22 protein-coding genes, 2 tRNA genes and 1 pseudogene are annotated in these 25494 nt (G+C 63.5%); 7 read left to right on the top strand and 18 right to left on the bottom strand.

Annotated features, from left to right (window positions below):
* The first annotated feature begins 25 nt into the window (after positions 1-25).
* From HU760_RS03445 to HU760_RS03430, 4 genes are all read left to right on the top strand, one after another.
* Positions 26-112: transfer RNA gene (locus HU760_RS03445), tRNA-Leu, on the top strand.
* A gap of 88 nt (positions 113-200) precedes the next feature.
* Positions 201-287: transfer RNA gene (locus HU760_RS03440), tRNA-Leu, on the top strand.
* 218 nt (positions 288-505) lie between these two features.
* Positions 506-1519 (top strand): extracellular solute-binding protein, encoded by a 1014-nt coding sequence (locus HU760_RS03435; protein WP_186672561.1) that lies wholly within the window; start codon positions 506-508, stop codon positions 1517-1519.
* Positions 1519-3084, top strand: coding sequence for an ABC transporter permease (locus tag HU760_RS03430; protein ID WP_186672551.1), 1566 nt, complete (start codon positions 1519-1521; stop codon positions 3082-3084). Before HU760_RS03435 ends, HU760_RS03430 begins: the two co-directional genes overlap by 1 nt.
* Positions 3085-3116: 32 nt before the next feature.
* Here HU760_RS03430 and HU760_RS03425 read toward each other — a convergent pair whose 3' ends face one another.
* The 14 genes and pseudogenes from HU760_RS03425 to HU760_RS03365 form a co-directional block, all read right to left on the bottom strand.
* Entirely contained in the window at positions 3117-3587 is a 471-nt protein-coding gene (locus HU760_RS03425; protein WP_186672549.1) for a DUF2867 domain-containing protein, read from the bottom strand.
* Between the two features lie 66 nt (positions 3588-3653).
* On the bottom strand, positions 3654-4358 hold the full coding sequence (locus HU760_RS24645; RefSeq protein WP_437179851.1) for a methyl-accepting chemotaxis protein: 705 nt from the start codon (positions 4356-4358) through the stop codon (positions 3654-3656).
* Positions 4359-4559: 201 nt separating this feature from the next.
* Positions 4560-4772: pseudogene (locus tag HU760_RS24640) on the bottom strand (methyl-accepting chemotaxis protein); the annotation flags it as partial.
* Between the two features lie 1047 nt (positions 4773-5819).
* Complete coding sequence (locus HU760_RS03415; protein WP_063911922.1) at positions 5820-7112, bottom strand: adenylosuccinate synthase; 1293 nt, start codon at positions 7110-7112, stop codon at positions 5820-5822.
* A gap of 56 nt (positions 7113-7168) precedes the next feature.
* The gene (locus tag HU760_RS03410) at positions 7169-8356 is read right to left on the bottom strand and encodes an ATP phosphoribosyltransferase regulatory subunit (RefSeq protein ID WP_170033013.1); all 1188 of its coding nucleotides are present in this window, start codon (positions 8354-8356) and stop codon (positions 7169-7171) included.
* Between the two features lie 299 nt (positions 8357-8655).
* Complete coding sequence (hflC, locus tag HU760_RS03405) at positions 8656-9525, bottom strand: protease modulator HflC (protein ID WP_186672545.1); 870 nt, start codon at positions 9523-9525, stop codon at positions 8656-8658.
* The gene (hflK, locus tag HU760_RS03400; RefSeq protein ID WP_186672543.1) at positions 9525-10706 is read right to left on the bottom strand and encodes an FtsH protease activity modulator HflK; all 1182 of its coding nucleotides are present in this window, start codon (positions 10704-10706) and stop codon (positions 9525-9527) included. Before hflK ends, hflC begins: the two co-directional genes overlap by 1 nt.
* Positions 10707-10802: 96 nt before the next feature.
* Entirely contained in the window at positions 10803-12104 is a 1302-nt protein-coding gene (hflX, locus tag HU760_RS03395; RefSeq protein ID WP_186672541.1) for a ribosome rescue GTPase HflX, read from the bottom strand.
* Positions 12105-12116: 12 nt separating this feature from the next.
* Entirely contained in the window at positions 12117-12377 is a 261-nt protein-coding gene (hfq, locus tag HU760_RS03390) for an RNA chaperone Hfq (protein WP_015272006.1), read from the bottom strand.
* 94 nt (positions 12378-12471) lie between these two features.
* On the bottom strand, positions 12472-13443 hold the full coding sequence (gene miaA / locus HU760_RS03385; protein WP_186672538.1) for a tRNA (adenosine(37)-N6)-dimethylallyltransferase MiaA: 972 nt from the start codon (positions 13441-13443) through the stop codon (positions 12472-12474).
* 1 nt (position 13444) lies between these two features.
* Positions 13445-15343 (bottom strand): DNA mismatch repair endonuclease MutL, encoded by a 1899-nt coding sequence (mutL, locus tag HU760_RS03380; RefSeq protein WP_186672536.1) that lies wholly within the window; start codon positions 15341-15343, stop codon positions 13445-13447.
* Positions 15340-16770: an N-acetylmuramoyl-L-alanine amidase gene (locus HU760_RS03375; RefSeq protein WP_186672534.1), complete on the bottom strand. Its 1431-nt coding sequence runs from the start codon at positions 16768-16770 to the stop codon at positions 15340-15342. The genes mutL and HU760_RS03375 overlap by 4 nt, the downstream gene beginning before the upstream one ends.
* An 11-nt stretch (positions 16771-16781) precedes the next feature.
* The gene (gene tsaE / locus HU760_RS03370; protein ID WP_189665355.1) at positions 16782-17240 is read right to left on the bottom strand and encodes a tRNA (adenosine(37)-N6)-threonylcarbamoyltransferase complex ATPase subunit type 1 TsaE; all 459 of its coding nucleotides are present in this window, start codon (positions 17238-17240) and stop codon (positions 16782-16784) included.
* 2 nt (positions 17241-17242) lie between these two features.
* Positions 17243-18103: an NAD(P)H-hydrate dehydratase gene (locus tag HU760_RS03365; protein ID WP_186672518.1), complete on the bottom strand. Its 861-nt coding sequence runs from the start codon at positions 18101-18103 to the stop codon at positions 17243-17245.
* A 65-nt stretch (positions 18104-18168) separates the two neighbouring features.
* Between HU760_RS03365 and queG the strand changes: the two genes are divergently transcribed.
* Entirely contained in the window at positions 18169-19233 is a 1065-nt protein-coding gene (gene queG, locus HU760_RS03360) for a tRNA epoxyqueuosine(34) reductase QueG (RefSeq protein WP_186672980.1), read from the top strand.
* Between the two features lie 135 nt (positions 19234-19368).
* On the opposite strand, the gene HU760_RS03355 is transcribed toward queG, so the two are convergent.
* Both HU760_RS03355 and orn read right to left on the bottom strand, forming a co-directional pair.
* The gene (locus HU760_RS03355; protein ID WP_170033022.1) at positions 19369-19980 is read right to left on the bottom strand and encodes a trimeric intracellular cation channel family protein; all 612 of its coding nucleotides are present in this window, start codon (positions 19978-19980) and stop codon (positions 19369-19371) included.
* Between the two features lie 100 nt (positions 19981-20080).
* Entirely contained in the window at positions 20081-20623 is a 543-nt protein-coding gene (gene orn / locus HU760_RS03350) for an oligoribonuclease (RefSeq protein WP_170033023.1), read from the bottom strand.
* A gap of 145 nt (positions 20624-20768) precedes the next feature.
* Between orn and rsgA the strand changes: the two genes are divergently transcribed.
* Complete coding sequence (gene rsgA, locus HU760_RS03345; protein WP_186672516.1) at positions 20769-21800, top strand: small ribosomal subunit biogenesis GTPase RsgA; 1032 nt, start codon at positions 20769-20771, stop codon at positions 21798-21800.
* A gap of 150 nt (positions 21801-21950) precedes the next feature.
* Here rsgA and motB read toward each other — a convergent pair whose 3' ends face one another.
* Entirely contained in the window at positions 21951-22958 is a 1008-nt protein-coding gene (gene motB / locus HU760_RS03340; protein ID WP_186672508.1) for a flagellar motor protein MotB, read from the bottom strand.
* Between the two features lie 3 nt (positions 22959-22961).
* Positions 22962-23813 (bottom strand): flagellar motor stator protein MotA, encoded by an 852-nt coding sequence (gene motA / locus HU760_RS03335; RefSeq protein WP_186672506.1) that lies wholly within the window; start codon positions 23811-23813, stop codon positions 22962-22964.
* 130 nt (positions 23814-23943) lie between these two features.
* Here motA and HU760_RS03330 point away from each other — a divergent pair, with 130 nt between their 5' ends.
* Positions 23944-25479, top strand: a complete 1536-nt coding sequence (locus HU760_RS03330) for an HDOD domain-containing protein (protein ID WP_186672504.1) — start codon at positions 23944-23946, stop codon at positions 25477-25479.
* Positions 25480-25494 lie beyond the last annotated feature (15 nt).

The raw sequence follows: 25494 nt of genomic DNA, 5'->3' as shown, positions 1-25494 counted from the left end.
AAGCATCTTTTAATCTCGAATGTGTGCCCAGGTGGCGGAATTGGTAGACGCGCTGGTTTCAGGTATCAGTGGCTTAACGGCCGTGGAAGTTCGAGTCTTCTCCTGGGCACCAAATATTTTCAAGTAATAGATGACCAAGGATCTGTTACTACTGTGTGAAAGCGAACGATAGTAGCCTTCTCCAGATGATGTAAAGCTTTGCCCAGGTGGCGGAATTGGTAGACGCGCTGGTTTCAGGTATCAGTGACTTAACGGTCGTGGAAGTTCGAGTCTTCTCCTGGGCACCATACAAAAACCCACTAGCTTGCTAGTGGGTTTTTTCTTGCCTGCGTTTTTTGTATCGCCCTCCTTCGAGCAACGACACCGACAAGGTGCAAACCTGCACCGGCCTCTAGGCCGTTACACCTTGGTCTGCCCCATGAATTTCTCCTCACCCGGCCACTTGAGAAACGATTTCGTTTACCATTGTTTCCAAATATGTAGCCGTAAGCGAGGAAGTACCCGCATGACGATCCGCCCGCAACCGCTGATGCGTACCTTGGCCGCCGCCGTGCTGAGCCTGGTCATCGGCGCTCCGGCCGCCATGGCAGATGCACCGGTCACCCTGACCATGTACAACGGCCAGCACAAGGAAATCGGCGAAGCCATCGCCAAGGCCTACGAGGCCAAGACCGGCATCCACATCAATATTCGCAAGGGCAGCAGCAATCAGCTGGCCAGCCAGATCATCGAGGAAGGCGACCGTTCGCCGGCCGACATCATCTACACCGAAGAGTCCCCGCCCCTAAACAACCTGGGCGAGCTGGGCCTGCTGGCGAAGATCGACGATGCCACGCTGAACATGCTGCCCAAGGAATACGTTGGCGCCAACGACACCTGGATGGGCGTCACCGCACGCACCCGCGTCGTCGTGTACAACCCGAAGAAGATCGACGAGAAAGACCTGCCGACCACCGTCATGGATTTTGCCGGCCCTGAATGGGATGGCCGTGTCGGTTATGTGCCTACCAGCGGTGCATTCCAGGAACAGGCCGTGGCCATCCTGAAGATGCACGGTCGCGAAGCCACCGAAGAATGGCTGACCGGCCTGAAAGCCTTCGGCAAGACCTACACCAACAACATGGTCGCCCTGAAGGCCGTGGAAAAAGGCGAAGTCGCCGCCGTACTGGTGAACAACTACTACTGGTATGCACTGGAACGCGAGCGCGGCAAGCTCGACTCCAAGTTGTACTACCTGGCCGACGGCGATGCCGGCAACCTGGTGACTATCTCCGGTGCAGCGGCGGTCAAGGCCAGCAAGCACCCGAAGGAAGCCCAGGCCCTGCTCAACTGGATGGCCAGCGAAGAAGGCCAGCGCGTGATCACCCAGACCACCGCCGAGTACCCGCTGCACAAAGGCATGGTCTCCGACCGTGGCCTGAAACCGTTCGAAGAGCTGCGCCCGCCGAAGATCTCGCCGGCGGACCTGGGCAATGCCGAGGAAGCCATCGAGCTGGAACGCGAGGTCGGCCTGCTCTGATGACTGCCGCCCTGTCCGAGCCGGTGCCGGTACGCTTCGTACCGCGCCGCAAGCGCCCTTCCGTCTGGGTGCTGCTGCCTGTGCTGTTCCTGGTGGCAATGAGCTTGCTGCCATTGGCCTACGTCGCCATCAAAGCCTGGGAAGCCGGCTGGCGCGAAGCCTTGCACCTGCTGTGGCGGCCGTTTGTCTGGGGGCTGATGCGCAACACCCTGATACTGATGATCGGGGTGACGCTGGCCTGCATGGTGGTCGGCCTTGCCCTGGCCTGGTTGCTGGAGCGCAGCAACCTGTACGGCCGCAGGCTGTGGGGCGTGGTGCTGTGCCTGCCGTTCGCCGTACCGTCGTTCGTCAGCAGCTTCACCTGGGTGTCGCTGAGCTCGGACTTCGAAGGCCTGGGCGGGGCGATCCTGGTCATGGCGTTGTCCAAGTACCCGCTGGTATTCCTGCCAGTAGCGGCTACTTTGCGCAATCTCGACACCTCGCTGGAAGAGTCGGCACGCACCCTGGGTTGCAGCCGCTGGGGCGTATTCGTCAAGGTCACCCTGCCGCTGCTGTGGCCATCGATGCTCGGCGGTGCGCTGCTGATTGCCCTGCACATGCTGGTGGAGTTCGGCGCGCTGTCGATCCTCGGCCTGCAGACCTTCACCACGGCGATCTACCAGCAGTTCGAACTGGAATTCAGCAATGCCAATGCTGCGATGCTGTCGGCTGTACTGCTGGCGCTGTGCCTGGTGATGCTGTGGCTGGAATTTCGCGTTCGCGGCAAGGCACGCCATGTGCGCATCGGCCAGGGCGTGGCACGCCGCGCGCAACCGGTGCGGCTACGCGGCTGGGCCGTGCTGGCGCAACTGTTCTGTGTAGCCCTGGCAGTGCTGGGCAGCGGTATTCCGCTGGCCATGCTCGGCTATTGGCTGAGCGTAGGATCATCAGCGGCATTTCCGGTGGCGGCCATCTCCAAGGCGTTGTTCACCTCGCTGTCGGTGTCGCTTGGTGGTGCCGGCTTCTGCGTGCTACTGGCCCTGCCGATCAGCTTCCTGGTGGTGCGCTACAAAGGCCGCCTGGCAATCTGGGCCGAACGCCTGCCGTACCTGCTGCACGCCCTGCCCGGCCTGGTAATTGCCCTGACCCTGGTATTCTTCGCCCTGCACTATGTGCCGGCGCTGTACCAGACCACGGCCTTGTTGTTGCTCGCCTACGCGCTGCTGTTCCTGCCACTGGCCCAGTCGCCAGTGCGTACCGCGCTGAACAAGGCTTCGCCGACACTGGAGGAAGCCGCACGCACCTTGGGCGCGAACAGCTTTGCCGCGTTCTGCCGGGTGACCTTGCCGATCATTTTCCCGGCCATGGCAGCGGCCTTTGCATTGGTGTTTCTGGATGCCATGAAGGAACTGACCGCGACATTGCTGCTCAGCCCTACCGGCATGACCACCTTGGCCACCGAGGTGTGGGCACATACCGCCAACGTCGAGTTCGCGGCAGCGGCGCCTTATGCGGCACTGCTGATCGTGGTATCAGGATTGCCGGTTTATCTGCTGACTACACGCATGTATCTGAACAAGGCGTAACCTGCTTCGCGGGCTTGCCCGCGAAAAGGCCTTCAGACGATGTTACGCAGCATGCGCCGCACGATAGGCCCATGAGCCTTGCCGACCGGCAGCATGTAGAGGCGGCCGAACCTGTTGAAGCACTGCACCGAGGTGGTTACGCGCAAGTATTGCCGCCCCTGCCCTGCTTCATCCAGATCCATGCTCACCATCACCGCCAGGTGCGTGTCGCGCGAAGTCAGGACCAGTTGCTGATCAACGATCGCTTCGACGGTGAAAAAATCCAGAAGCTCGCCGACTACCGGCACCTGCTCGGGGCTGCGTGATGAGAAACCGTGGATGGCAGCGACATTGAACCGCCGCGAAATGGAGTCGCGCAGGCGGAAGGCCACGGCCAGCCAGCCCGGGACGACCGAGGTCATGGCACAGTAGGCCCCGAAGGCGGTCATTGGCGCAGTGACGACGATGCCATCGGAATGAAAAAAATCCAGCTCGGCCGGGGCGGCGACCAGTTGGGCAGACATGAACAACTCCTTTTGCCATGTGTCGCCGCCATCATAGCAACACCGCCCCTTGTAGGAGCGGCCGCATCAGGCTCTGAATTGGCCCAGGCTTGCCCGCAGCTGTGCGGCCAGGTCATCCAGCACCTTGCTGCTGGCCGTGGTCTGCATCACTACTTCGGCCGAGCGCTCGGCTTGTGCATGGATGTTTTCAACTCGCCCCCGCACCGCCTGCGCACCATGGGCCTGCTGTTCGGCTGCCCGGGTTGCCAGGCCGATCGCCGCATGCACCTGCTCGACCGCCACCTGCACCGACTGCTGACGGCGCTCGTTGTCGCGCAGCACCAGCAGCCCTTCGCTGGCCTTGAGCCCGGCCTGGCTGATGGTCGCCACGGCTTCCTTCGCACCTTTCTGCAAGGCGGCGATATGCGCCTGGATGTCGCCGGTGGAGCTTTGCGTCTTGCTCGCCAACGCCCGCACTTCATCAGCCACAACGGCAAACCCACGCCCGGTCTCGCCCGCCCGGGCAGCCTCGATGGCAGCGTTGAGGGCCAACAGGTTGGTCTGTTCGGCAATACCGTGGATCACCGTCAGCACCACTTCAATCTGTTCACTCTGCTTGGCCAGCCGCTCGATCACCTGCGAGCCGGTCTCCACCTGCTCGGCCAGATTCTCGATCAAGCCGGCCAGCTGGGTCGAGGTGCGACTGTTTTCATTGGTGGCCTGGCGGATATCCACGACTTGTTGCAGCGCAGCCTGCATCGCATGGCTTTCAGCCTGGGCCTCGTCGGCCATGCTCGACAGGTCGCGCAGGCTGGCCGCCACTTCATCGCGTTGCAGTGCAGCGGCAGCATCGGCGCCGGCATTGCGCTGGGCCATTGCGCCAATCTCAACGCCGGTACGCTGCGCCACCTCGCCGGCCTCGCGCACGATGGGCTGCAGCTTGTCGACAAAGCGGTTCACCGCCGAGGCCATGTCGCCGATTTCATCGCGGCTGTCGAGCAGCACGCGCTTGGTCAGGTCGCCTTCACCGGCAGCCAGGTCGTCGAGTGCAGCGATCAGCAGGCGCAGCTTGCTCAACACCCGCCGGCCAAGTACCACGGCTACCACCAGCAGCACCCCTAGGCCGACCAGCACCAGCCCCAGGCCGATACGCCAGCGCAGCTCGGCAGCGGCATCGCGAACCGTCTGTGCTGTATTGGCCTGCATCGCGGCGGCGCTGCCCTGGGCCTTTTCCAAACGCTCGCGCAGGGTGTCGCCACTCTCGGCCGCAGCACCGACCAGGCTGTCACCGACCAGTTGCTCGCCACTGGTGATAAGGGCGGCGAAGCGCTGGTCGAGCGCCTTGAGCTCCTGGTCGATGCCAGCCGTGGAAACACCCATCACCACCTTGCCGATTTCCGCACCATTGGGGCTGATCGAGGCCTCGACGAAGTACACCGCCGGGTCCCGCCGTGCCGCGTCGATCACCTTGTCCAGCGCACGCTCGCCCTGACCTTTTTCCATCAACGCCTGGTTGATCGGGTTCTGCCGGTTCAGGTAGCGGGTGAGGTGCTGGCCCTGGGCGTCGTCGTAAACCACAAACAGCACGTTGGGGTTGCGCTGGGCGCGGCGCGCGAAGTCGGAGAGCACCGGCACATCGTTGTCCCAGATCGCCCGCGGGGCGACCGAAGCCAGCAGCTCGGCCATATCGTTAGCGGAGTCCTTGAGGTTCTTCTCCAGCGTGCTGCGCAGCTGCTGCTGCTCGCTTTGCAGGCGTGCCGACAAACCTGCACTCAGGCGCTGGCGGGTGCTGCTGGAGAGCCCGTCGAGGCCGGAGCGCACATCTTGCCCGGCTTGCTCCAACTCACTGGCGAGTTGGCGGCTGTCTTTGCCCAGGCGTTCACCCAGGTCGGCTTCCAGGGCGGTGACCGTGCTTCGGGTAAGCGCAACGGCGACCAGCACCTGCACCAAAAGAGCGATACCAAGGGCAACAAACACAGGCCGCAAAAGGCGGCTTCGTAACAGTGAGAGGATGGCAGACACGGTGTAACCCTCGTGTTTTCTGGCGCCACTATTTTGATGGCATCTTCAGAAACTTCTTACAGCAAGGGTTGTGCCGGGGGCAGCAGGGATAAACGCCAAGGTTCAGCAATGGGTTTTCCTGCACCGGCCTCTTCGCGGGCTTGCCCGCGAAGAGGCCGGTGCAGGAAAGCACAAATGAAAACGCCGCAGCCCCTTTCAGGGCCACGGCGTCAGATCAGCCTGGAAGGCAGATCAGGCGAACGGATGACGCAGCACGATGGTCTCGTTGCGGTCCGGGCCGGTGGAGATGATGTCGATCGGCGCACCGATCAGCGCTTCGATGCGCTTGATGTAAGCGCGAGCGTTGGCTGGCAGTTCTTCCAGGGTTTTAACGCCCAGGGTCGACTCGCTCCAGCCTGGCATCTCTTCGTACACCGGCTCCAGGCCGATGTAGCTGTCGGCATCGGAAGGCGCGTCGATGACGGCACCGTTCTCGTTCTTGTAGCCAACGCAGATGTTGATGGTTTCCAGGCCGTCCAGTACGTCCAGCTTGGTCAGGCAGATGCCCGAGATGCTGTTGACGTCGATGGCACGACGCAGGATGACGGCATCGAACCAGCCGCAACGGCGGGCACGGCCGGTGGTGGAGCCGAACTCGTGGCCACGCTTGGCCAGGGTAGCGCCAGTCTCGTCGAACAGTTCGGTCGGGAACGGACCGGAACCTACGCGAGTGGTGTAGGCCTTGGTGATACCCAGGATGTAGTCGAGGTACATCGGGCCAACGCCAGAACCAGTGGAGATACCGCCAGCGGTGGTGTTGGAGCTGGTGACGTACGGGTAGGTACCGTGGTCGATGTCCAGCAGCGAGCCCTGGGCACCTTCGAACATGATGTCCTTGCCGGCACGACGCAGGTTGTGCAGCTCGGCGGTGACGTCGAGCATCATCGGCTTGAGCTGTTCGGCGTAGGCCATGCATTCGTCCAGGGTCTGCTGGAAGTCGATGGCCGGCTCTTTGTAGTAGTTCACCAGCTGGAAGTTGTGGTAATCCAGCAGCTCACCGAGCTTGGCAGCGAAACGCTCGCGGTGGAACAGATCGCCGACGCGCAGGCCGCGACGTGCCACCTTGTCTTCATAGGCTGGGCCGATACCGCGACCGGTGGTGCCGATCTTGGCTTCGCCACGGGCTTTCTCGCGGGCCTGGTCCAGGGCCACGTGATACGACAGGATCAGCGGCGCAGCCGGGGAAATGCGCAGGCGCTCACGCACCGGTACGCCCTTCTCTTCCAGCTTGGTGATTTCACGCATCAGCGCGTCCGGTGCAACGACCACGCCGTTGCCGATCAGGCACTGTACGCCTTCACGCAGGATGCCCGAGGGAATCAGGTGCAGAACGGTCTTTTCACCATTGATCACCAGGGTGTGACCCGCGTTGTGGCCACCCTGGTAGCGCACTACGGCGGCAGCATGTTCGGTCAGCAGATCGACGATCTTGCCTTTGCCCTCATCACCCCACTGGGTACCCAGGACGACGACATTCTTACCCATTACATTGGTCCTCATTCACGCAAACTTGGTTGTCGGCCTGTTGCCGACGCAGAAACTCACTGGGTCAGCGGCAGAACCTGCCAGCGCCCGTCTTGCTGAATCAATTGCCGATCACAATCCGCTTCGAGGGCAGCACTCAACGGCTGGCCAGGCAGGGCCTGGACCACACGCTGGCCCTCGTTGCGCAACTGGCAGACTTGCTGCCAGAGGGCCGCATCGCCACTGTCCGGCATCCAGATGCCGCCAGCTGGCAATACGACCTCCGCTCGCCCCAGTGTGACCAGGGTCTTCAAATCCGTGGAAAATCCGGTGGCCGGGCGTGCCCGGCCAAAGTCGGCGCCGATGTCGTCGTAGCGTCCGCCCTGGGCGATCGATTGGCCTTCGCCAGGCACGAACACGGCGAACACCACGCCGGTGTGGTAGTGGTAACCGCGCAGTTCGCCGAGGTCGAAGTACAGCGGCAGGTCAGGGAAGCGCGATGCCAGGCGATCGGCGATCGCCAGCAGGTCGTCCAGCGCCGCCAGCACGCTGGCCGGGGCACGGCCCAGGCGCACGCGGGCGTCGGCCAGCACTTCACGACCACCGCACAGCTCGACCAGCGCACGCAGCATGTTGCCCAGGTCTTTCGGCAAGTCGGCGGTCAGCGCCTGGACCTCATCGACGGCCTTGCGCTGCAGGGCGTCGAACAGCTGCTGCTCGACCGCACCAGACAGGCCGGCAGCACGGGCCAGGCCGCGGTAGATACCGACGTGGCCGAGGTCCATGTGTACATCCGGTACGTCGGCCAGTTGCAGCGTGGCGAGCATCAGGCTGATGACTTCGACATCGCTGGTAGGGCTGGCATCGCCGTACAGCTCGGCGCCCAGCTGGATCGGGCTGCGCGAGGTAGACAGGGCACGCGGCTGGGCATGCAGCACACTGCCGGCATAGCACAGGCGGCTCGGGCCTTCACGGCGCAAGGTGTGGGCATCGATGCGTGCCACCTGCGGAGTGAAGTCGGCGCGGAAGCCCATCAGGCGGCCGGACTGCGGGTCCACTACCTTGAAGGTGCGCTGATCCAGGTCCTGGCCGGCGCCGGTGAGCAGCGACTCCAGGTACTCGATATGCGGGGTGACGACCAGTTCGTAGCCCCAACTCTGGAACAGGTCCAACACCTGGCGGCGCGCGATCTCGATGCGCGCAGCCTCAGGTGGCAGTACTTCCTCGATGCCATCTGGCAGCAGCCAGCGGTCTACCGTTGCCATTACGCCATTTCCCCTCTGGTCCGGGTGGCTTGCCAGCAGGCGAGCCGTCAGTAAAGCCGGTATCGCGCACAGCAGCGGGCAGCACTGATCCCAGCGCAGCCACCGTACCCGATACCCTCGAATTGCCATGCGACCTGACCAAACCGTCAACTGGCGGTTTGCCAATCAACCTTGCAGACGCAAAAAAGCCGGGAAATTTCCCGGCTGCCTCATCATACACCCCTTTTCCATCAGGATGCACCCCGCCAGGCGTTTTAGCTGCCAGGCGGGGCCGCTGCATCGGAATCAGGGCCTGAGCATCACGGCCTGCTCTTGTCCAGGAAGCGGAAGAACTCGTTCTTCGGGTCCAGGACCAGCACGTCGCTCTTGCTCGAGAAGCTCTCGCGGTACGCCTGCAGGCTACGGTAGAACGCATAGAAATCGGCGTCCTGGGTGTAGGCCTTGGCGTAGATGGCTGCCGCCTGGGCGTCACCATCACCGCGGGTTTCCTCTGCCTCGCGATAAGCCTCGGCCAGCAGTACACGACGCTGACGGTCAGCATCGGCACGGATACCCTCAGCCAGCTCGTTACCCTTGGCGCGGTGCTCGCGGGCTTCTCGCTCACGCTCGGTGCTCATGCGGTCGAACACGCTGCGGTTGACTTCCTTCGGCAGGTCGATGGCCTTGACGCGTACGTCGACCACCTCGATCCCCAGCTCCTTGGCGGCCATGCGGTTGAGCGATGCAGTGATGTCGGCCATCAGCGCGTCACGTTCACCGGAAACCACCTCGTGCAGGGTACGTTTACCGAACTGGTCACGCAGGCCGCTTTCCAGGCGACGCGACAGACGCTCGTCGGCAATCTGCTTCATGCCGGACGTGGCGGTGTAGAAGCGCTCGGCATCCTTGACGCGCCACTTGGCGTAGGCGTCGACCATCACCGCTTTCTTCTCCAGGGTCAGGAACCGCTGGGTCGGGGCGTCGAGGGTCATCAGGCGAGCGTCGAACTTGCGTACCTGGTTCACGTACGGAATCTTCACGTGCAGGCCCGGCTGGACATCTGCCTGGACCACCTTACCGAAGCGCAGCAGTACTGCACGCTCGGTCTGGGACACGATATAGAAGCTGTTCCAGGCAACGATTGCCAGGACCACGGCGGCGATCAGGGCGATCAGCGATCGGTTGCTCATCAGCGGCTCTCCCTAGTGCGCAGCGGCTGCTGTTGCTGTTGCAGGTCCTGCGCCGCACGGGCGGCCGCATCGTTGACCGATGGCGACACGCTGGTGGTTGGCACGGACGGGTTGCGGCTGCCTTCGACCATCTTGTCCAGTGGCAGGTAGAGCAGGTTGTTCTGCCCGTCCTTGGTTGCCACCATGACCTTGCTCGAATTGCTGTAGACCTCCTGCATGGTCTCCAGGTACAGGCGCTGACGGGTCACGTCAGGTGCCTTGCGGTACTCGGCAACCAGCTTGGTGAAGCGGTCGGCCTCACCCTTGGCACGGGCAATGACTTCGTCACGGTAGCCGTTGGCATCCTCGATGATACGCTGGGCCTGGCCACGGGCTTCCGGCACCACGCCGTTGGCGTAGGACTCGGCCTGGTTGCGCGCACGCTGCTCGTCTTCGCGGGCACGGATCACGTCGTCGAAGGCTTCCTGCACTTCACGCGGGGCGGCCGCGCTCTGCACGTTGACCTGGGTAACGGTGATACCCGTGCGGTAGTTGTCGAGGAAGCGCTGCAGACGTTCGCGGATATCCACGGCCATCTGCTCGCGACCTTCGGTCAGCACCTGGTCCATCGAGGTGGAACCCACCACGTGGCGCAGGGCGCTTTCGGTCGCGTGCTGCAGGCTCACCTCAGGCTGGTCGACGTTGAGCACGAAGTCCTGCAGGTTGCTGATCTTGTACTGGACGGTCAGCGGCACCTCGACGATGTTCTCGTCTTCGGTCAGCATCTGGCCCTGCTTGGTGTAGGCACGCTCACGCGTGACGTTTTCCATGTACTTGCGATCGATCGGCGGGAAGTAGATGTTCAGGCCGGGACCGACCGTTTCATAGTACTTGCCGAAGCGCAGCACCACGGCTTGCTCCTGCTCGTCGACGACATAAACGGCGCTGTACAGCCAGATGGCCGCCAGTACCGCCAGGCCGATGCCCAGCAGGCCCAGGCCACCGCCCTTGCCGACATTGCGGTCGCTGCCGCCACGTTTCTTGCCACTGCCGAACATGCCGTTCAGGCTGTCCTGCAATTTGCGGAAGGCCTCGTCCAGGTCCGGCGGACCTTTCTTGTCACCACCGCCGCCACCGCCACCACGGCGGCCGCCCCAGGGATCCTGATTGTTCGAGTTGCCACCCGGCTCGTTCCAAGCCATAGCGCTCTCCATCTGATAAAGCAAAGACGCGCCCACGGCGCGCCGTCCAATGCTACAGAATGCCTGTCACTGCTGCCCGGCGACCTCGACGAGCATTTATTGCAAAGTGTGTTGCTCGACAAACACTTGCGGCTCTATGCCTTCGCGGCTGACCAGGCGATTCAGTTCCACCCTGGGCAGTCGCACGCTCAGCAGGCTGCGCCCTTCTTCATCATGCGCTTCACTCTGCACGGCCCCCAGGGCGAAGAATTGCGCGCGCAAGCGGGCAAAACGCTGCTCCAGACACAGGGTACCGACAAACAGATCATCCCCCAGCAACTCGGCAATCGCCTGGCCGACCAGCTCCAGGCCACGCCCATCGCGTGCCGATACCCAGACCCGCTCAGGCTTGCCATCGGCATTGCGCTGGATCTGCGGCTCGACATCTTCGAGCAAGTCGAGTTTGTTATACACCTCGAGGATCGGCAACCCTTCGGCACCAATCTCGCCCAACACCGCCAGCACTTGCTCGATCTGCTCCATGCGCTCTGGCTCATGGGCGTCGATCACATGCAGCAGCAGGTCGGAGTTGCTCGACTCTTCGAGCGTAGCCCGAAATGCCTCCACCAGCTTGTGCGGCAGGTGGCGAATGAAACCCACGGTGTCAGCCAGCACGATCGGCCCCAGATCGTTCAGCTCGAGCCGGCGCAGGGTCGGGTCGAGGGTGGCGAACAGCTGGTCCGCGGCATACACCTCGGATGCAGTCAGGGCATTGAACAGCGTGGACTTGCCGGCGTTGGTATAGCCCACCAGCGACACCGAAGGGATATCCGCGCGCTTGCGCCCGCGCCGTGCCTGCTCGCGCTGGCTGCGCACCTTTTCCAGGCGTGACTTGATCTGGCGAATGCGTACCCGCAGCAGACGGCGGTCGGTTTCCAGCTGGGTTTCACCCGGGCCGCGCAGGCCGATACCACCCTTCTGCCGCTCAAGGTGGGTCCAGCCGCGGACCAGTCGCGTGCTCATGTGCTCGAGCTGGGCCAACTCGACCTGCAGCTTGCCTTCATGGGTACGCGCCCGCTGGGCGAAGATATCGAGGATCAGCCCGGTACGGTCGAGCACACGGCACTCGAACACGCGTTCGAGGTTGCGCTCCTGACTGGGCGTGAGGGTGTGATTGAAAATCACCAGGTCTACCTGTTCGGCATGGACCAGGTCATGCAACTCCTCGACCTTGCCAGTGCCAATCAGGTATTTGGCGGAAGGCTGATGCCTTGACACCGTGACCAGCGAGACGATGTCGGCACCGGCCGACAATGCCAGCTCCTGAAACTCCTGCGGGTCTTCGCGCGCCTCAGGGTTCTGGCCTTCCAAGTGAACGAGCAACGCCCGCTCACCACCACCGTGGCGCTCAAAGAACAATGCAGGCTCCTATCAGGCGTTGCCTGGCTCGCTGTCGCCGTGATCGGAATCGGACGGGCTTGGCAGGCGAACCGGACGTGCAGGAACCACGGTCGAGATGGCGTGCTTGTAGACCATCTGGCTGACGGTGTTCTTCAGCAATACCACGAACTGGTCGAAAGATTCGATCGAGCCCTGCAGCTTGATACCGTTGACCAGATAGATGGACACCGGGACCTTTTCTTTTCTCAAGGTGTTCAAGTAAGGGTCTTGTAGCGAATGCCCTTTTGACATATGCCGCACTCCTGTAAGGATCAATAATAGAAAATCAAGAAAATCGATAAATTGGGCCGCCCCTTCGCAAGGATAGACGGCAAACAACAGGGACTCAGCTCAATATGGAGATGGCCCCAAGGTATTTCAAGGTGCGGGACAGATTGTCGCAGGCCAGGCTGTCAAGCCAATGCACTTCAGGCCAGCCACGCAACCAGGTGAACTGCCGCTTGGCCAGCTGCCGGGTAGCAATGATACCGCGCTCACGCATCTCATTCTCAGTCAGCCTGCCATCGAGGTAATCCCAGACCTGCCGATACCCCACTGCCCGTATAGACGGCAGCCCGGCGTGCAAGTCACTTCTGGCTCGCAGCGATCGGACCTCCTCGACAAAGCCCTGTTCCAACATCTGTGAAAATCGTAACGCAATTCGCTGATGCAAAATGTGACGATCTGTAGGAGCAATCGCCAAACTCGCGACAGTATAGGGCAAATGTCCGCCAGCGCCTGCGTCTGCGCCGCGACTTTCCGCGAATTGACGCTGACGATGGGTTGTCATGCTCTCGCCACTCACCCGGTACACTTCCAGCGCCCGGATCAACCGTTGCGGGTCGTTGGGGTGGATACGCGCCGCCGACTCGGGGTCTACCTCGGCCAACTGGCGGTGCAACTCGGCCAGGCCCAAGGCCTCGGCCTGGGCCTCCAGCTCGGCCCGGACCGCAGCATCGGCGGCCGGCATGTCGGCCAGCCCATCGATCAGCGCCTTGTAATAGAGCATGGTGCCGCCCACCAACAAGGGGATCTTGCCGCGCGCAGTGATCTCAGCCATGGCCTCCAGGGCATCGGCACGGAATTGCGCAGCGGAGTAGCTCTCGGCCGGATCGCGAATGTCGATCAGCCGGTGCGGGTAGGCCGCGAGGATTTCCTTCGAAGGCTTGGCCGACCCGATATCCATGCCACGGTAGACCAGTGCCGAATCGACGCTGATCAGTTCACAGGGCAAGACCTTGGTCAGTTCGATGGCCAAGTCGGTCTTGCCGGCCGCCGTCGGGCCCATCAGGAATATTGCAGGGGGCTTGCCGCTCATGTCACCGACCGCGCAGGAAGAGTTTGTCCAGGTCGTCCAGGCCCATCTGGGTCCAGGTGGGACGACCGTGATTGCACTGGCCGCTGCGCTCGGTGTTTTCCATATCACGCAGCAGGGCGTTCATCTCGGGGATCGCCAGGCGCCGGTTGGCGCGCACGGCGCCGTGGCAAGCCATGGTGCCGAGCAGCTCGTTAAGGTGCGCCTGGATACGGTCGCTGGTGCCGTATTCCATCAGGTCGGCGAGCACATCCTGCACCAGGCGGTTGGCCTCGGCCTGCTTGAGCAAGGCCGGGATCTGGCGGATAGCCAGGGTCTCGGGGCCCAGGCGCTGCAGTTCGAAGCCCAGGCGCTGGAACCACTGCGCGTGTTCTTCGGCGCAATCGGCTTCGCGCTGGCTCAGGGCCAGGGTCTCGGGCACCAGCAGCGGTTGGCCGCTGAGGCCTTCGCTGGCCATGGCCACTTTCAGGCGTTCGTACATGATTCGCTCGTGGGCCGCGTGCATGTCCACCAGCACCAGGCCGATGGCGTTTTCGGCCAGGATGTAGATGCCCTTGAGCTGCGCCAGCGCGTAGCCCAGCGGGGGAATATCCCCCTGGCTTTCGGGCAGCGCCGGCGCCGTGACCACACCTTCATCCAGCGGTTTGTAGAACTCGCGATACACCGCCTGCGCCTCGGCGGCCGGCAGCGGCTGCGCGGGACGCGGGGTGTACTGGTACTGGTAACCCGCGCCACTGCCGCCACCGGCATATGACTGCTGCGGGGCACGTGGCTGTTCGAGCACCGGCGAGGCCAGGCGCATTTCCCCCTGTGGGCCGAACTCACCGGCCTGCGGCCCGGTGGGGCGGATGACTTCAGGCACGGCGGCAGGCGCGGCCAGCTGGTCTTCCGGACGCACGTCGGCCAAGGCGCGATGCAGGGTGCCATAGAGGAAATCGTGCACCGAGCGCCCTTCGCGGAAACGCACTTCATGCTTGGTCGGGTGCACGTTGACGTCGACGCCGTTGGGCTCCAGCTCCAGGAACAGCACGAAGGTCGGGTGCCGGCCATTGAACAGCACGTCACGGTAGGCCTGGCGCACGGCGTGGGCGACCAGCTTGTCGCGCACCGCACGACCATTGACGAAGAAATACTGCAAGTCGGCCTGGCTGCGCGAGAAGGTTGGCAGGCCGACCCAGCCCCACAAGCGCAGGCCGTTGCGCTCGACATCGATCGGCAGCGCCTGCTCCATGAAGCCTGGGCCGCAAATGGCGCTTACCCGCCGCGCACGGGCAGTTTCATCATGGGCTTCGTGCAGGCTGAGGATGCTCTTGCCGTTGTGGCGCAGATGGAAGCCAACATCGAAACGCGCCAGCGCCAGGCGCCGGATGACCTCCTGCAGGTGATCGAATTCGGTTTTCTCGGCTTTGAGGAACTTGCGCCGCGCCGGGGTGTTGAAGAACAGGTCGCGCACTTCCACCGACGTGCCTACCGGATGCGCCGCCGGCTGCACCCGTGGAGTCATGTCGCGGCCTTCGGTTTCCACCTGCCAGGCTTCGCTCGCACTGGCGGTGCGCGAGGTCAGGGTCAGGCGCGCTACCGAGCTGATCGAGGCCAGGGCCTCACCGCGGAAGCCCAGGCTCAATACCCCTTCGAGGTCTTCCAGTTCACGAATCTTGCTGGTCGCGTGGCGGGCCAGGGCCAGCGGCAGGTCATCGGCGGAAATGCCGCTACCATCGTCACGCACCCGCAGCAGCTTGACGCCGCCCTGCTCCACTTCCACATCGATGCGCCGGGCACCGGAGTCCAGGCTGTTCTCCAGCAGCTCCTTGGCGACCGAGGCCGGCCGCTCGACAACCTCGCCGGCAGCAATCTGGTTGGCCAGCCGCGGGCTGAGCAGCTGGATGCGCGAACCGCCACTCATTGCGAGGCCAATGTGGTGGCAGGGATATCGAGGCGCTGGCCAACCTTCAGTTCATCGCTCTTGAGGCTGTTGGCGTTGCGCAGGCTGGTCACGCTGACCTGGTAGCGGACCGCGATCATTGCCAGGGTCTCGCCAGGGCGCACCGTGTGCTCACGCGGGCCTGCGGCGATCTTGCCAGTGTCGCGCAGCCAGGCGATGTAGGTGCCAGGCGGCGGGTTCTGCTGGAAGTACTGGCGCACACCGGTGTGGATCGAACGGGCCAGGGCCTGCTGGTGGCTCGCGGTAGCAAGCTTGGCGGCTTCGTTGTTGTTCGAGATGAACCCGGTTTCAACGAGGATCGACGGAATGTCCGGCGACTTCAGCACCATGAAGCCGGCCTGTTCCACACGCTGCTTGTGCAGCGAGGTGATCCGCCCCATGTTGCCCAGCACCTTCTGCCCGACATTGAGGCTGGAGCTGAGCGTGGCGGTCATCGACAGGTCGAGCAATACCCCGGCGAGCATGCGGTCCTTGTCGTCGAGGCTGACGTTACCGGCGCCACCGATCAGGTCGGAACGGTTTTCCGTGTCGGCCAGCCAGCGCGCGGTCTCGGAGGTGGCACCGCGGTCGGACAGGGCGAACACCGAGGCACCGAAGGCGGCACGGGACGGCGCGGCGTCGGCATGGATCGAGATGAACAGGTCGGCGCCCTTCTTGCGGGCGATCTCCGTGCGCTTGCGCAGCGGGATGAAATAGTCGCCGGTGCGGGTCAGCTCGGCCCGGAAGCCTTTTTCGCTATTGATCTGGCGCTGCAGCTCCTTGGCGATCTGCAGCACGATGTCCTTCTCATGCTGGCCACGCGAGCCGGAGGCACCCGGGTCTTCGCCGCCGTGACCGGCGTCGATGGCCACCACGATGTCGCGTTTGCCGTTGGGGACTGGCGGCAGCTTGATGGCCGGCTGGGCTGGGGTGACCGGCACGGCTGGTGTGGTTGCGGGCGCTTGTACCGGAGCCGGCGGCGGGGTTGGCGCGCTGGCGGCGATGGCGTCGGCTTCCTGGTCGTACAGGTCGACCACCAGGCGGTTGCCATACTGGGCGTTGGGCGCCAGGGTAAAGCTTTTCGGGGTGACCGACTTTTTCAGGTCGACCACCACGCGCAGGTCGGTCGGGGTGCGCTGGGCCGAACGCACGCTACTGATCGGCGTGTTGGAGGTGGCCACGTTCAACGGCGCGGCCAGGGTCGCGCCGTTGATGTCGATAACCAGGCGATCCGGTGCGCTCAAGGTGAAGACGCTATGCTGCACGGGGCCAGACAGGTCGAAGACCAGCCGCGTGTTGTCTGGCGCGCGCCACAGGCGCATGCTCTTGACTTGAGTGACGGCCAGAGCGTCAACGGTCACCGTTGTCAGCAGCAGCCCAACGATGGCGACCAGTGCGCGTATGCGCATACCTACCCCACTTACTGTTTATGATGTTCGGCCAGTGCCACGCACCAGGCCTCGCCGCGAGCCCCCTGCGGCGAAAGGTTCAGCGAGCGTCCGCCCGCTTGGGGGCTTATGGTAATGGTCAGGTCAGGCTTTGGCAAAACGCCCGCACCCTTTTGTGGCCACTCGAACAGGCACAGCGGGTCGCCCTCGAAATAGTCACGAATCCCCATGAATTCCAGCTCTTCCGGATCGACCAGGCGGTACAGGTCAAAGTGGAAAGCTCGGACCTCACCGATTTCGTAAGGTTCGACCACGGTGAAGGTCGGGCTTTTCACTGCACCAGTATGGCCCAGGCCCCGGATCAGGCCACGCGACAGCGTGGTTTTGCCCGCGCCCAGGTCACCTTCCAGGAAAATCACGCCGTGCCCCCCGGTTACCTCGGCCAGATGTGCGCCGAATTTGACCGTGGCCGCTTCATCGGCCAGAAACAGGTTTAAGCCAGACACGCAGAATGCTCCTCCAACAACTCACGAATGACCGGCGCCAGATCGCTGGCGGCCAGGCCTCTACCTTTTACGCCCAGGCGCTCGCCCGCACAGGCGTGCAGCCATACCCCCAGCCCCGCGGCTTGCCAGGCATCCAGGCCCTGGGCCAACAGCGCTGCCAGCACGCCCGTGAGCACATCGCCGAGGCCGGCACCGGCCATGGCCGGGTGGCCACGTTCGCATAGCAGCAGTTGCCCGGCCGGGTCTGCGACCAGCGTGCCAGCGCCCTTGAGCACGCAGACACTGTTGTAGCGGCGCGCCAGCTTGCGCGCGGCCCCCTGGCGGTCGACCTGCACCGCCTCGGTGGAAATCCCCAGCAGCCGCGCCGCTTCCCCCGGGTGCGGGGTGAGAATGCTGCCACTCGGCAGGGCCAGCGGGGTGCGCGCCAGCAAATTCAGGGCATCGGCATCCCACACCTGCGGGCGCTCGGCATTGGCCACTGCCGACAGCAGGCTGCGGCCCCAGGCCGCCTGGCCCAGGCCGGGGCCGACCACCAGTACCGAAGCACGCTCCAGCCCCCCCATCAACTGGTTGGCCGATTCGACCCCCAGGCACATGGTCTCGGGCATGCGGGTCAGGCCGGCAGCAACGTGCTCAGGGCGGGTTGCCACACTGACCAAACCGGCACCACAGCGCAAGGCGGCTTCGGCGCTGAGCAACACGGCGCCACCGGTGCCGAGGTCGCCGCCGACCACAAGCACATGGCCGAAGTCGCCTTTGTGAGCCTGCGCATGGCGTGCCGGCAGGCGAGCGACGCTCACGCTGCTGAGCAGTTGCGGGGCATGACTGGGGTGTTTGGTCTGCGGCATGCGGTCAAAGGCTCCAATGTCTGGCAGAATTATACGCACCTGAGCCCGTTATGCCTTGCCCATCCATGTCCGCTTGTACGCCTGACCTCGCCCAACTGGCCCAATCCATCAAGATTTGGGGCCAAGAACTCGGTTTTGCCCATGTTGGCATCGCCGGGGTCGACCTTGGCGAGCACGAACATCACCTGCAACGCTGGCTCGATGCCGGTTACCAGGGTGAGATGGAATACCTGGGCGCCCATGGCAGCAAACGCGCGCACCCGGAGCAACTTATCCCCGGCACCGTGCGCGTGGTATCGCTGCGCATGGACTACCTGCCCGGCGACACGCAGATGGCGCAGCGCCTGGCGCAGCCGGAAAAAGCCTACGTGTCGCGCTACGCCCTGGGCCGGGACTACCACAAGCTGGTACGCAAGCGCGTGCAGTTCCTGGCCGACCGCATCCAGGAAGCTATCGGCCCGTTCGGTTACCGCGCCTTCGTCGACAGCGCTCCAGTACTGGAAAAGGCCCTGGCCGAGCAGGCCGGGCTGGGCTGGATCGGCAAGAACACGCTGCTGCTCAACCGCAAGGCAGGCAGCTACTTCTTCCTCGCCGAACTGTTCGTCGACCTGCCGCTGCCGGTGGACGAAGCCACCAGCAGCGAGCATTGCGGGCGTTGCCAGGCCTGCCTGGACATCTGCCCGACCCAGGCATTCGTCGGGCCCTATGTGCTGGATGCACGGCGCTGCATTTCGTACCTGACCATCGAGCTCAGAGGGCCGATCCCGGTCGAGCTGCGCGCCAAGATGGGTAACCGGGTGTTCGGTTGCGATGATTGCCAGATCGTCTGCCCATGGAACCGCTTTGCCAGGCACAGCCAGGAGCAGGACTTCCAGCCACGGCACGGCCTGGAAAATGCCGAACTGGCCGAAATGTTCCTGTGGGATGAAAGGACGTTCCTGCGCAAGACCGAGGGCGGGCCGTTGCGCCGGGCCGGGTATGAGCGCTGGTTGCGCAACCTGGCAGTGGGGTTGGGCAATGCGCCGTCGACGATCCCGGTGATCGAAGCCCTGAAAGCGCGACGAGAGGATGCCTCGGAGCTGGTGCGCGAACATGTGGAGTGGGCGCTGGCGCAGCACGGCATTCAATAGTTCAAAGGCTGCATACCCCTTGAACTGCTCCGGCTTGCAGCAGCGGCTTCAGCCGCGATCACCGGCACAGCCGGCGCCATCCACCGCGTCGCCAGCTTCGCGGATAAATCCGCTCCTACCTGGAGCGCTTTAGCGTTACTGCTGGTCGTTGTAGTGGAACTTCGGCATTTCCCAGTGAAAGCGGATCGCCAGCAGGCGCAACAGGAAGCCGCCAAACAACGTCAGCAGCATCGCCTGCTCCGCCGGCACCTTGAAGTACACGCAGCCCAGGTAGAACCAGGCCGCGGCAAACGAGACGCTGGCGTACAACTCGCGACGGAACACCAAGGGGATGTCGTTGCAGAAGATATCCCGCAGGATCCCGCCAAACACCCCGGTAATGACCCCGCTGAGGGATGCCACCAGCATGCCCTGCCCCATCTCCAGTGCAGTCATGCAGCCAATCAGGGTAAAGGCCACCAGCCCCAGGGCATCGAGCACCAGGAACAGCGAGCGCAAGCGGCGCATCATCGGTGCAATGAAAATGGTCAACAGCGCTGCACAACTGGTCAGTACCAGATACTCCGGGTGCTTCACCCAGGTCAGCGGGTAGTGCCCGAGCAGCACGTCACGCACCGAGCCGCCACCCAGGGCGGTGACGCAGGCAATCAGTACCACGCCGAACCAGTCCATGCCGCGGCGGCCGGCAGACAACGCACCGGTCATGGCTTCGGCGGTGATGGCAATCAGGTAGAGCATCAACAACATGGCGCGGGGTCCGTGCGGGCAGGCGAGAAAGGCGCGCAGTCTAACCAGTTGCACATGGCACCAAAAGGGGGCGCAGAGAGAATATCTGCGCCTTTTCGACTCACAGCTTGATGAAATGCTCGCGGTAGTGGCGCAGCTCGGCGATCGATTCGCGGATGTCGTCCAGCGCCAGGTGGGTGTTGCCCTTCTTGAAGCTGTCACGCACGGATGGCGCCCAGCGGGCAGCCAGCTCCTTCAAGGTCGAGACATCCAGGTTGCGGTAATGGAAGTAGTTTTCCAGGTTGCGCATGTGGCGGTAGAGGAAGCGGCGGTCCTGGCAGATGCTGTTGCCGCAGATCGGCGATTTGCCTTTTGGCACCCACTGTTCGAGGAAGGCAATGGTCTGCGCCTCGGCTTCGGCCATGCCGACCTTGCTCTCGCGCACGCGCTGGGTCAGGCCCGAAGCGCCATGGGTGCGGGTGTTCCACTCGTCCATGCGTGCCAACACTTCGTCACTGTGATGGATGGCAATCACCGGCCCTTCGGCCAGGGTGTTCAGCTCGCTGTCGGTAACGATGGTGGCCATCTCGATGATGACATCGCTGTCCGGATCCAGGCCGGTCATTTCCAGGTCGATCCAGATCAGGTTCTGTGGGTTTTGCATGCAGGGGCTCCTCGTATAGGCGTTCATAGTAGCGTAGTGGCCAGGGCACGCCCATTCACGGCACGCAGGCCAGCGAATTGATCCGCTGCCTGGCGTGCTAAACTGCCTGCCGTTTTCCACCCGCCCCACCACGCACGGAACCTTCATGGCCAAACGCCAGCTCAACCGCCGCCAGAACTGGCGCATCGAAAAAATCCAGAACGAGCGCGCCGCGCGTGCGGCCAAACGCGAGCAGCACGTGCTGCAGGAACTGGAGGGTGGCGACCTGGGGCCGGAGCAGCTGGGCCTGGTGATCGCGCACTTCGGTGTGCAGGTAGAAGTGGAGGCTCAGGACGGCGAAGCCGCAGGCCAGGTGTTCCGCTGCCACCTGCGCGCCAACCTGCCGGCATTGGTCACCGGCGACCGCGTGGTCTGGCGCGCGGGCAACCAGGGCATCGGCGTGATCGTCGCGCAGATGCCGCGCAGCACCGAGCTGTGCCGGCCGAACAACCACGGCCAGCTGAAGCCGGTGGCAGCCAACGTCGACCTGATCGTGATCGTCTTCGCTCCGGCTCCCGAACCGCATCCCAACTTGATCGACCGTTACCTGGTCGCGGCGGAACACGCCGGCATTCGCCCGCTGTTGCTGCTGAACAAGGCCGACCTGATCGATGACCAGAACGGCCCGGGCCTGCATGCGTTGCTGGAGGTCTACCGCGATCTGGGCTACCCGCTGCTGGAAGTATCGGCGCACCATGGGGACGGCATGCAACGCCTGCAGCAGATGCTCGACGGCCACATCAGCGTGTTCGTCGGCCAGTCGGGGGTCGGCAAGTCCTCGCTGGTGAACAGCCTGCTGCCGGACGCCGGCACCCGCGTCGGCGATCTGTCGGAATGGTCTGGCCAGGGTACCCACACCACTACTACCGCGCGGCTGTACCACTTCCCTAATGGCGGTGACCTGATCGACTCACCGGGCATCCGCGAATTCGGCCTTGGCCACGTCAGCCGCAGCGATGTGGAAGATGGCTTCATCGAGTTCCGCGACCTGTTCGGTACCTGCCGCTTCCGCGACTGCAAGCACGACCGTGAACCGGGTTGCGCACTGCTCAAGGCGCTGGACGAAGGACGCATCAAGCAGCAACGAATGAACAGCTACCGCTCGATCATCGCCAGCCTGCCGGAAGACAGTTACTGAAGCACACGCCTGCAGAAGCGGCCTTGTGTCGCGAAAGGGCCGTAACGCGGCCCCGGCAATATTGGCACTTTTGCTGATATCCGGGGCCGCTGCGCGCCCCTTTCGCGACACGAGGCCGCTTCTACAGGGGGCTGCGCAGGCATGGAGGGCTTACTGCTCCTTGGCCTCATCCATCTTCAGCGTTCCTTCCTCGAAGATGTTCAGCTTCTGGCGCAGTTCGCGCGGCTGCATGGGGGCTTGCTCGGTCGCATCGGACGCAGGCGGTGCGGCCGGAGTGGCCGGTGCGGCAGCCGGTTTTTCCGGGGTACCCTGTTCACCTTCAATGTCGCGCTGGGCCTTTTTGGTCAGCACGATGATGTCGATGCGGCGGTTGACCGGGTTGAACGGGTTGTTGCGGTCGAACAGCGACGACGAGGCATAACCCACCACCCGCGCCACCTGGCCATCCGGATAGCCACCGGCCACCAGCGCACGACGTGCGGCGTTGGCCCGGTTGGCCGACAGCTCCCAGTTGCCGAACTCACCACTGCCTGCATACGGCTTGGCATCGGTGTGGCCGCTGATGCTGATCTTGTTCGGTACAGCCTTGATGGTGTCGGCCATGGCCAGCAGGATGTCTTCGAAGTACGGCTGCAGGCGTGCGCTGCCAATGTCGAACATTGGCCGGTTCTCGGCATCCATGATCTGGATGCGCAGGCCATCCTGGGTGATCTCGAACAGGATCTGGTCCTTGAACTTCTGCAGCTGCGGGTTTTCCTCGACCTTGTTCTGCAGCTCCTGCAGCAACAACTCCAGGCGCTCGCGCTCGACCTGCTCGGCCATGGTCTCGACCTGGTCCTTGTCCAGCTGGATGCTGGTATCAGGCGTCGGCTCGGACTTGGCTTCAGGGTTGATGGTCTTTTCCGGCGCCAGCTGCGGCGAACCACCCAGGTCGATGATGTACGGCGTACCGCTTTCCGAGAAGCCGATCGGGTCCTTGAAGTAGCCGGCGATGGCGATCTTCTGTTCCGGTGTGGCCGTGGACAACAGCCACAGCACCAGGAAGAACGCCATCATCGCCGTGGCGAAGTCGGCAAAGGCGATTTTCCAGGCGCCGCCGTGATGGCCGCCGCCATAGCGCTTGACGCGCTTGACGATGATGGGCTGATTGTTCTCCATGACTCAGCGACCGCGAACCGCTTGTTCCAGTTCGGCAAAGCTTGGGCGGTGCTTGGGGTACAGCACCTTGCGCCCGAATTCCACCGCCAGCGAAGGCGGCATGCCCGAGGCCGAGGCCACCAGCGAAGCCTTGATCGATTCGTAGAGGTTCAGTTCTTCCTTGGCATCGTGCTCCAGGCATTTGGCCAGCGGCCCGAAGAAGCCGTAGGCCGCCAGGATACCGAAGAAGGTACCGACCAGCGCCGCACCCACATGGAGGCCGATGGAGGCCTGGTCACCATCGCCGAGCGAGGCCATGGTCACCACGATACCCAGTACTGCCGCGACGATACCGAACCCTGGCATGCCGTCGGCGATGCCGGTCACGGCGTGGGACGGGTGCTCCAGCTCTTCCTTCATGCTCAGCAGCTCCATGTCGAACAGGCCTTCGAGCTCGTGCGGGGCCATGTTGCCGGTGGACATGATGCGCAGGTAGTCGCAGATGAACGCGGTCATGCGCTCGTCGGCCAGCACTGTCGGGTACTTGGCGAAGATCGGGCTGGCTGCGGCGTCCTCGATGTCGGCCTCGATGGCCATCATGCCTTCACGACGGCTCTTGTTGAGGATCTCGTACACCAGGCCCAGCACTTCCAGGTAGAAGGCATGGCTGAAGCGCGAGCCGAACATCTTCATCGACTTCTTGATGACGTGCATGGTCATGTGGCCAGGGTTGGCCTGCAGGAATGCACCGAAGGCCGCACCGCCGATGATCAGTACTTCGAACGGCTGGATCAGTGCCGCGATCTTGCCGTGGGAGAGTACGTATCCGCCGAGCACGCTCGCGAATACGACGATGATGCCGATAATTTTAGCCATAGGTTCAAAGCACTTGCTGTCGTGGTCAGGGGAAGAGACGGGAGCCTGAAAACTCTTCTTCTACTTATCGGCAGAACTGCGCCAGACTATAGCCACTCATTGCGAAAAGCCAGTTCGGACTGATGTCAAAATGACAATTGAAACCAAGGTGCCCGCTCAGGCCCCGCGTACGCTAGAGGCCTGGGTAAAGCTGCTCGAGAGTATTCGCATCCCCGTGCCGAAGCACAGCTACGACCGGGTCATGGCCGCCATCCACGATAGCCGCCGCTCGCTGCGCGATATCGCCGAACTGATGCAGGATAGCCCGGCCCTGGTGCTGTCGGTGATGCGCGAAGCCAATCACCCCACCAATGCCAGCCTGGCCGAACCGGCCGAAAGCCTGGAAATCGCTCTCAACCGCCTGGGCCTGGAGCGCAGCGAACAGCTGCTCAAGCGCCTGCCTGCGGTGCCCGTCGAAGAGATCCCACCGGTACTGTGCCAGTTCCAGCTGATCAGCCAGCACGCTTCGCAGCAGGCCAGCGGCCTGTTCGCCAGCCGCCTGGCACGACTGTGGCAGGAAATCCACTGGGGCAGCCTGCTGTTCCTGTCGCCACTCTGGCCGCTGGCGCTGGCCTACCCGAAGCTGCTCGACACCTGGGAACTGCGGGTTATCCACAAGGGCGAAGACGCCGCCCATGTCGAGCAAGAGCTGTTTGGCGTGCGCATCATGACGCTGTGCCAGGCCATGGCAGAGTTCTGGCGCCTGCCACAATGGGTAACCCAGGGTTATCGCCTGCTGCTGGATGAGCGCGACCAACTGGCCCAGGTACTTGCCATCGCTCGCGACCCGGACCTGCTCAGCCAACAACATCGCCTGGACGCCGAGCCTGGCCTGCGCCGCTGGTTCAACCAACCGGCCAACACCGTGCTGCTGGCCAACAACCTGGCCCTGGCGGCACAGGTGGGCTGGGACAACCCGCACCTGCTGCGCTGGCAACTGTTGACCGCGCTGTACCTGCAGACCTCGCTGGAAGACGTCCAGCAGCAGGTGCACCAGCAGGCTGCGGCGAGTGCGCGCCGCCACGCCCAGCACGCCCTGTTCCACCCGGCAGAAGCACTGATCTGGCCTTGGCAGCAGCGCCGTCCGCACCCCGACATGCTGGCACCGCCCCCACCCAGCAACGACGAGCTGACGCGCTGGCGCAAGCTGTGCCAGCACCTGCTGGCCCAGCCCAGCCCATTCACCAACAGCGTGCACCTGGCCACCCAGGCCCTCGAAGCCCTGCTGGCCTGTGGCATGCAGCGCGTCCTGCTGCTGAGCCTGGACAAGGCCAGCGACCATCTGCGCGTGCAGCAGTTCGCCGGCCTGCCCAAGGAGGCCGGGGCCCTTACCCTGCAGGTATCGCAAAACAAACTGCTGCAAAAGCTCCTGGCCCAGGCCGGCCAATTGCGCATCACCCCGGAAAACCACAGCCAGTTCTCGGCGCTGCTGCCGGCCCCGCTGCGGGCGTTGTTCAGCAGCGAGCACGCACTGCTACGCTCGTTGGCGGTCAACGATCAGGTGCTGATGCTGGTGGTGGCCGACCAGGGCAGCCGACCATTGGCCGATGTCAGCGTGCAAGCTTTCGGCAAGACTGCACAATGCACCGAGCGGGCTTTGTCGGTATTCGCCAACCGCAAGGCCTGAGCCTTGCGCTACAAT

The sequence above is a fragment of the Pseudomonas oryzicola genome (assembly GCF_014269185.2).
GTDB lineage: Bacteria > Pseudomonadota > Gammaproteobacteria > Pseudomonadales > Pseudomonadaceae > Aquipseudomonas > Aquipseudomonas oryzicola.
This window is presented reverse-complemented; position numbering and strand designations above follow the sequence as displayed.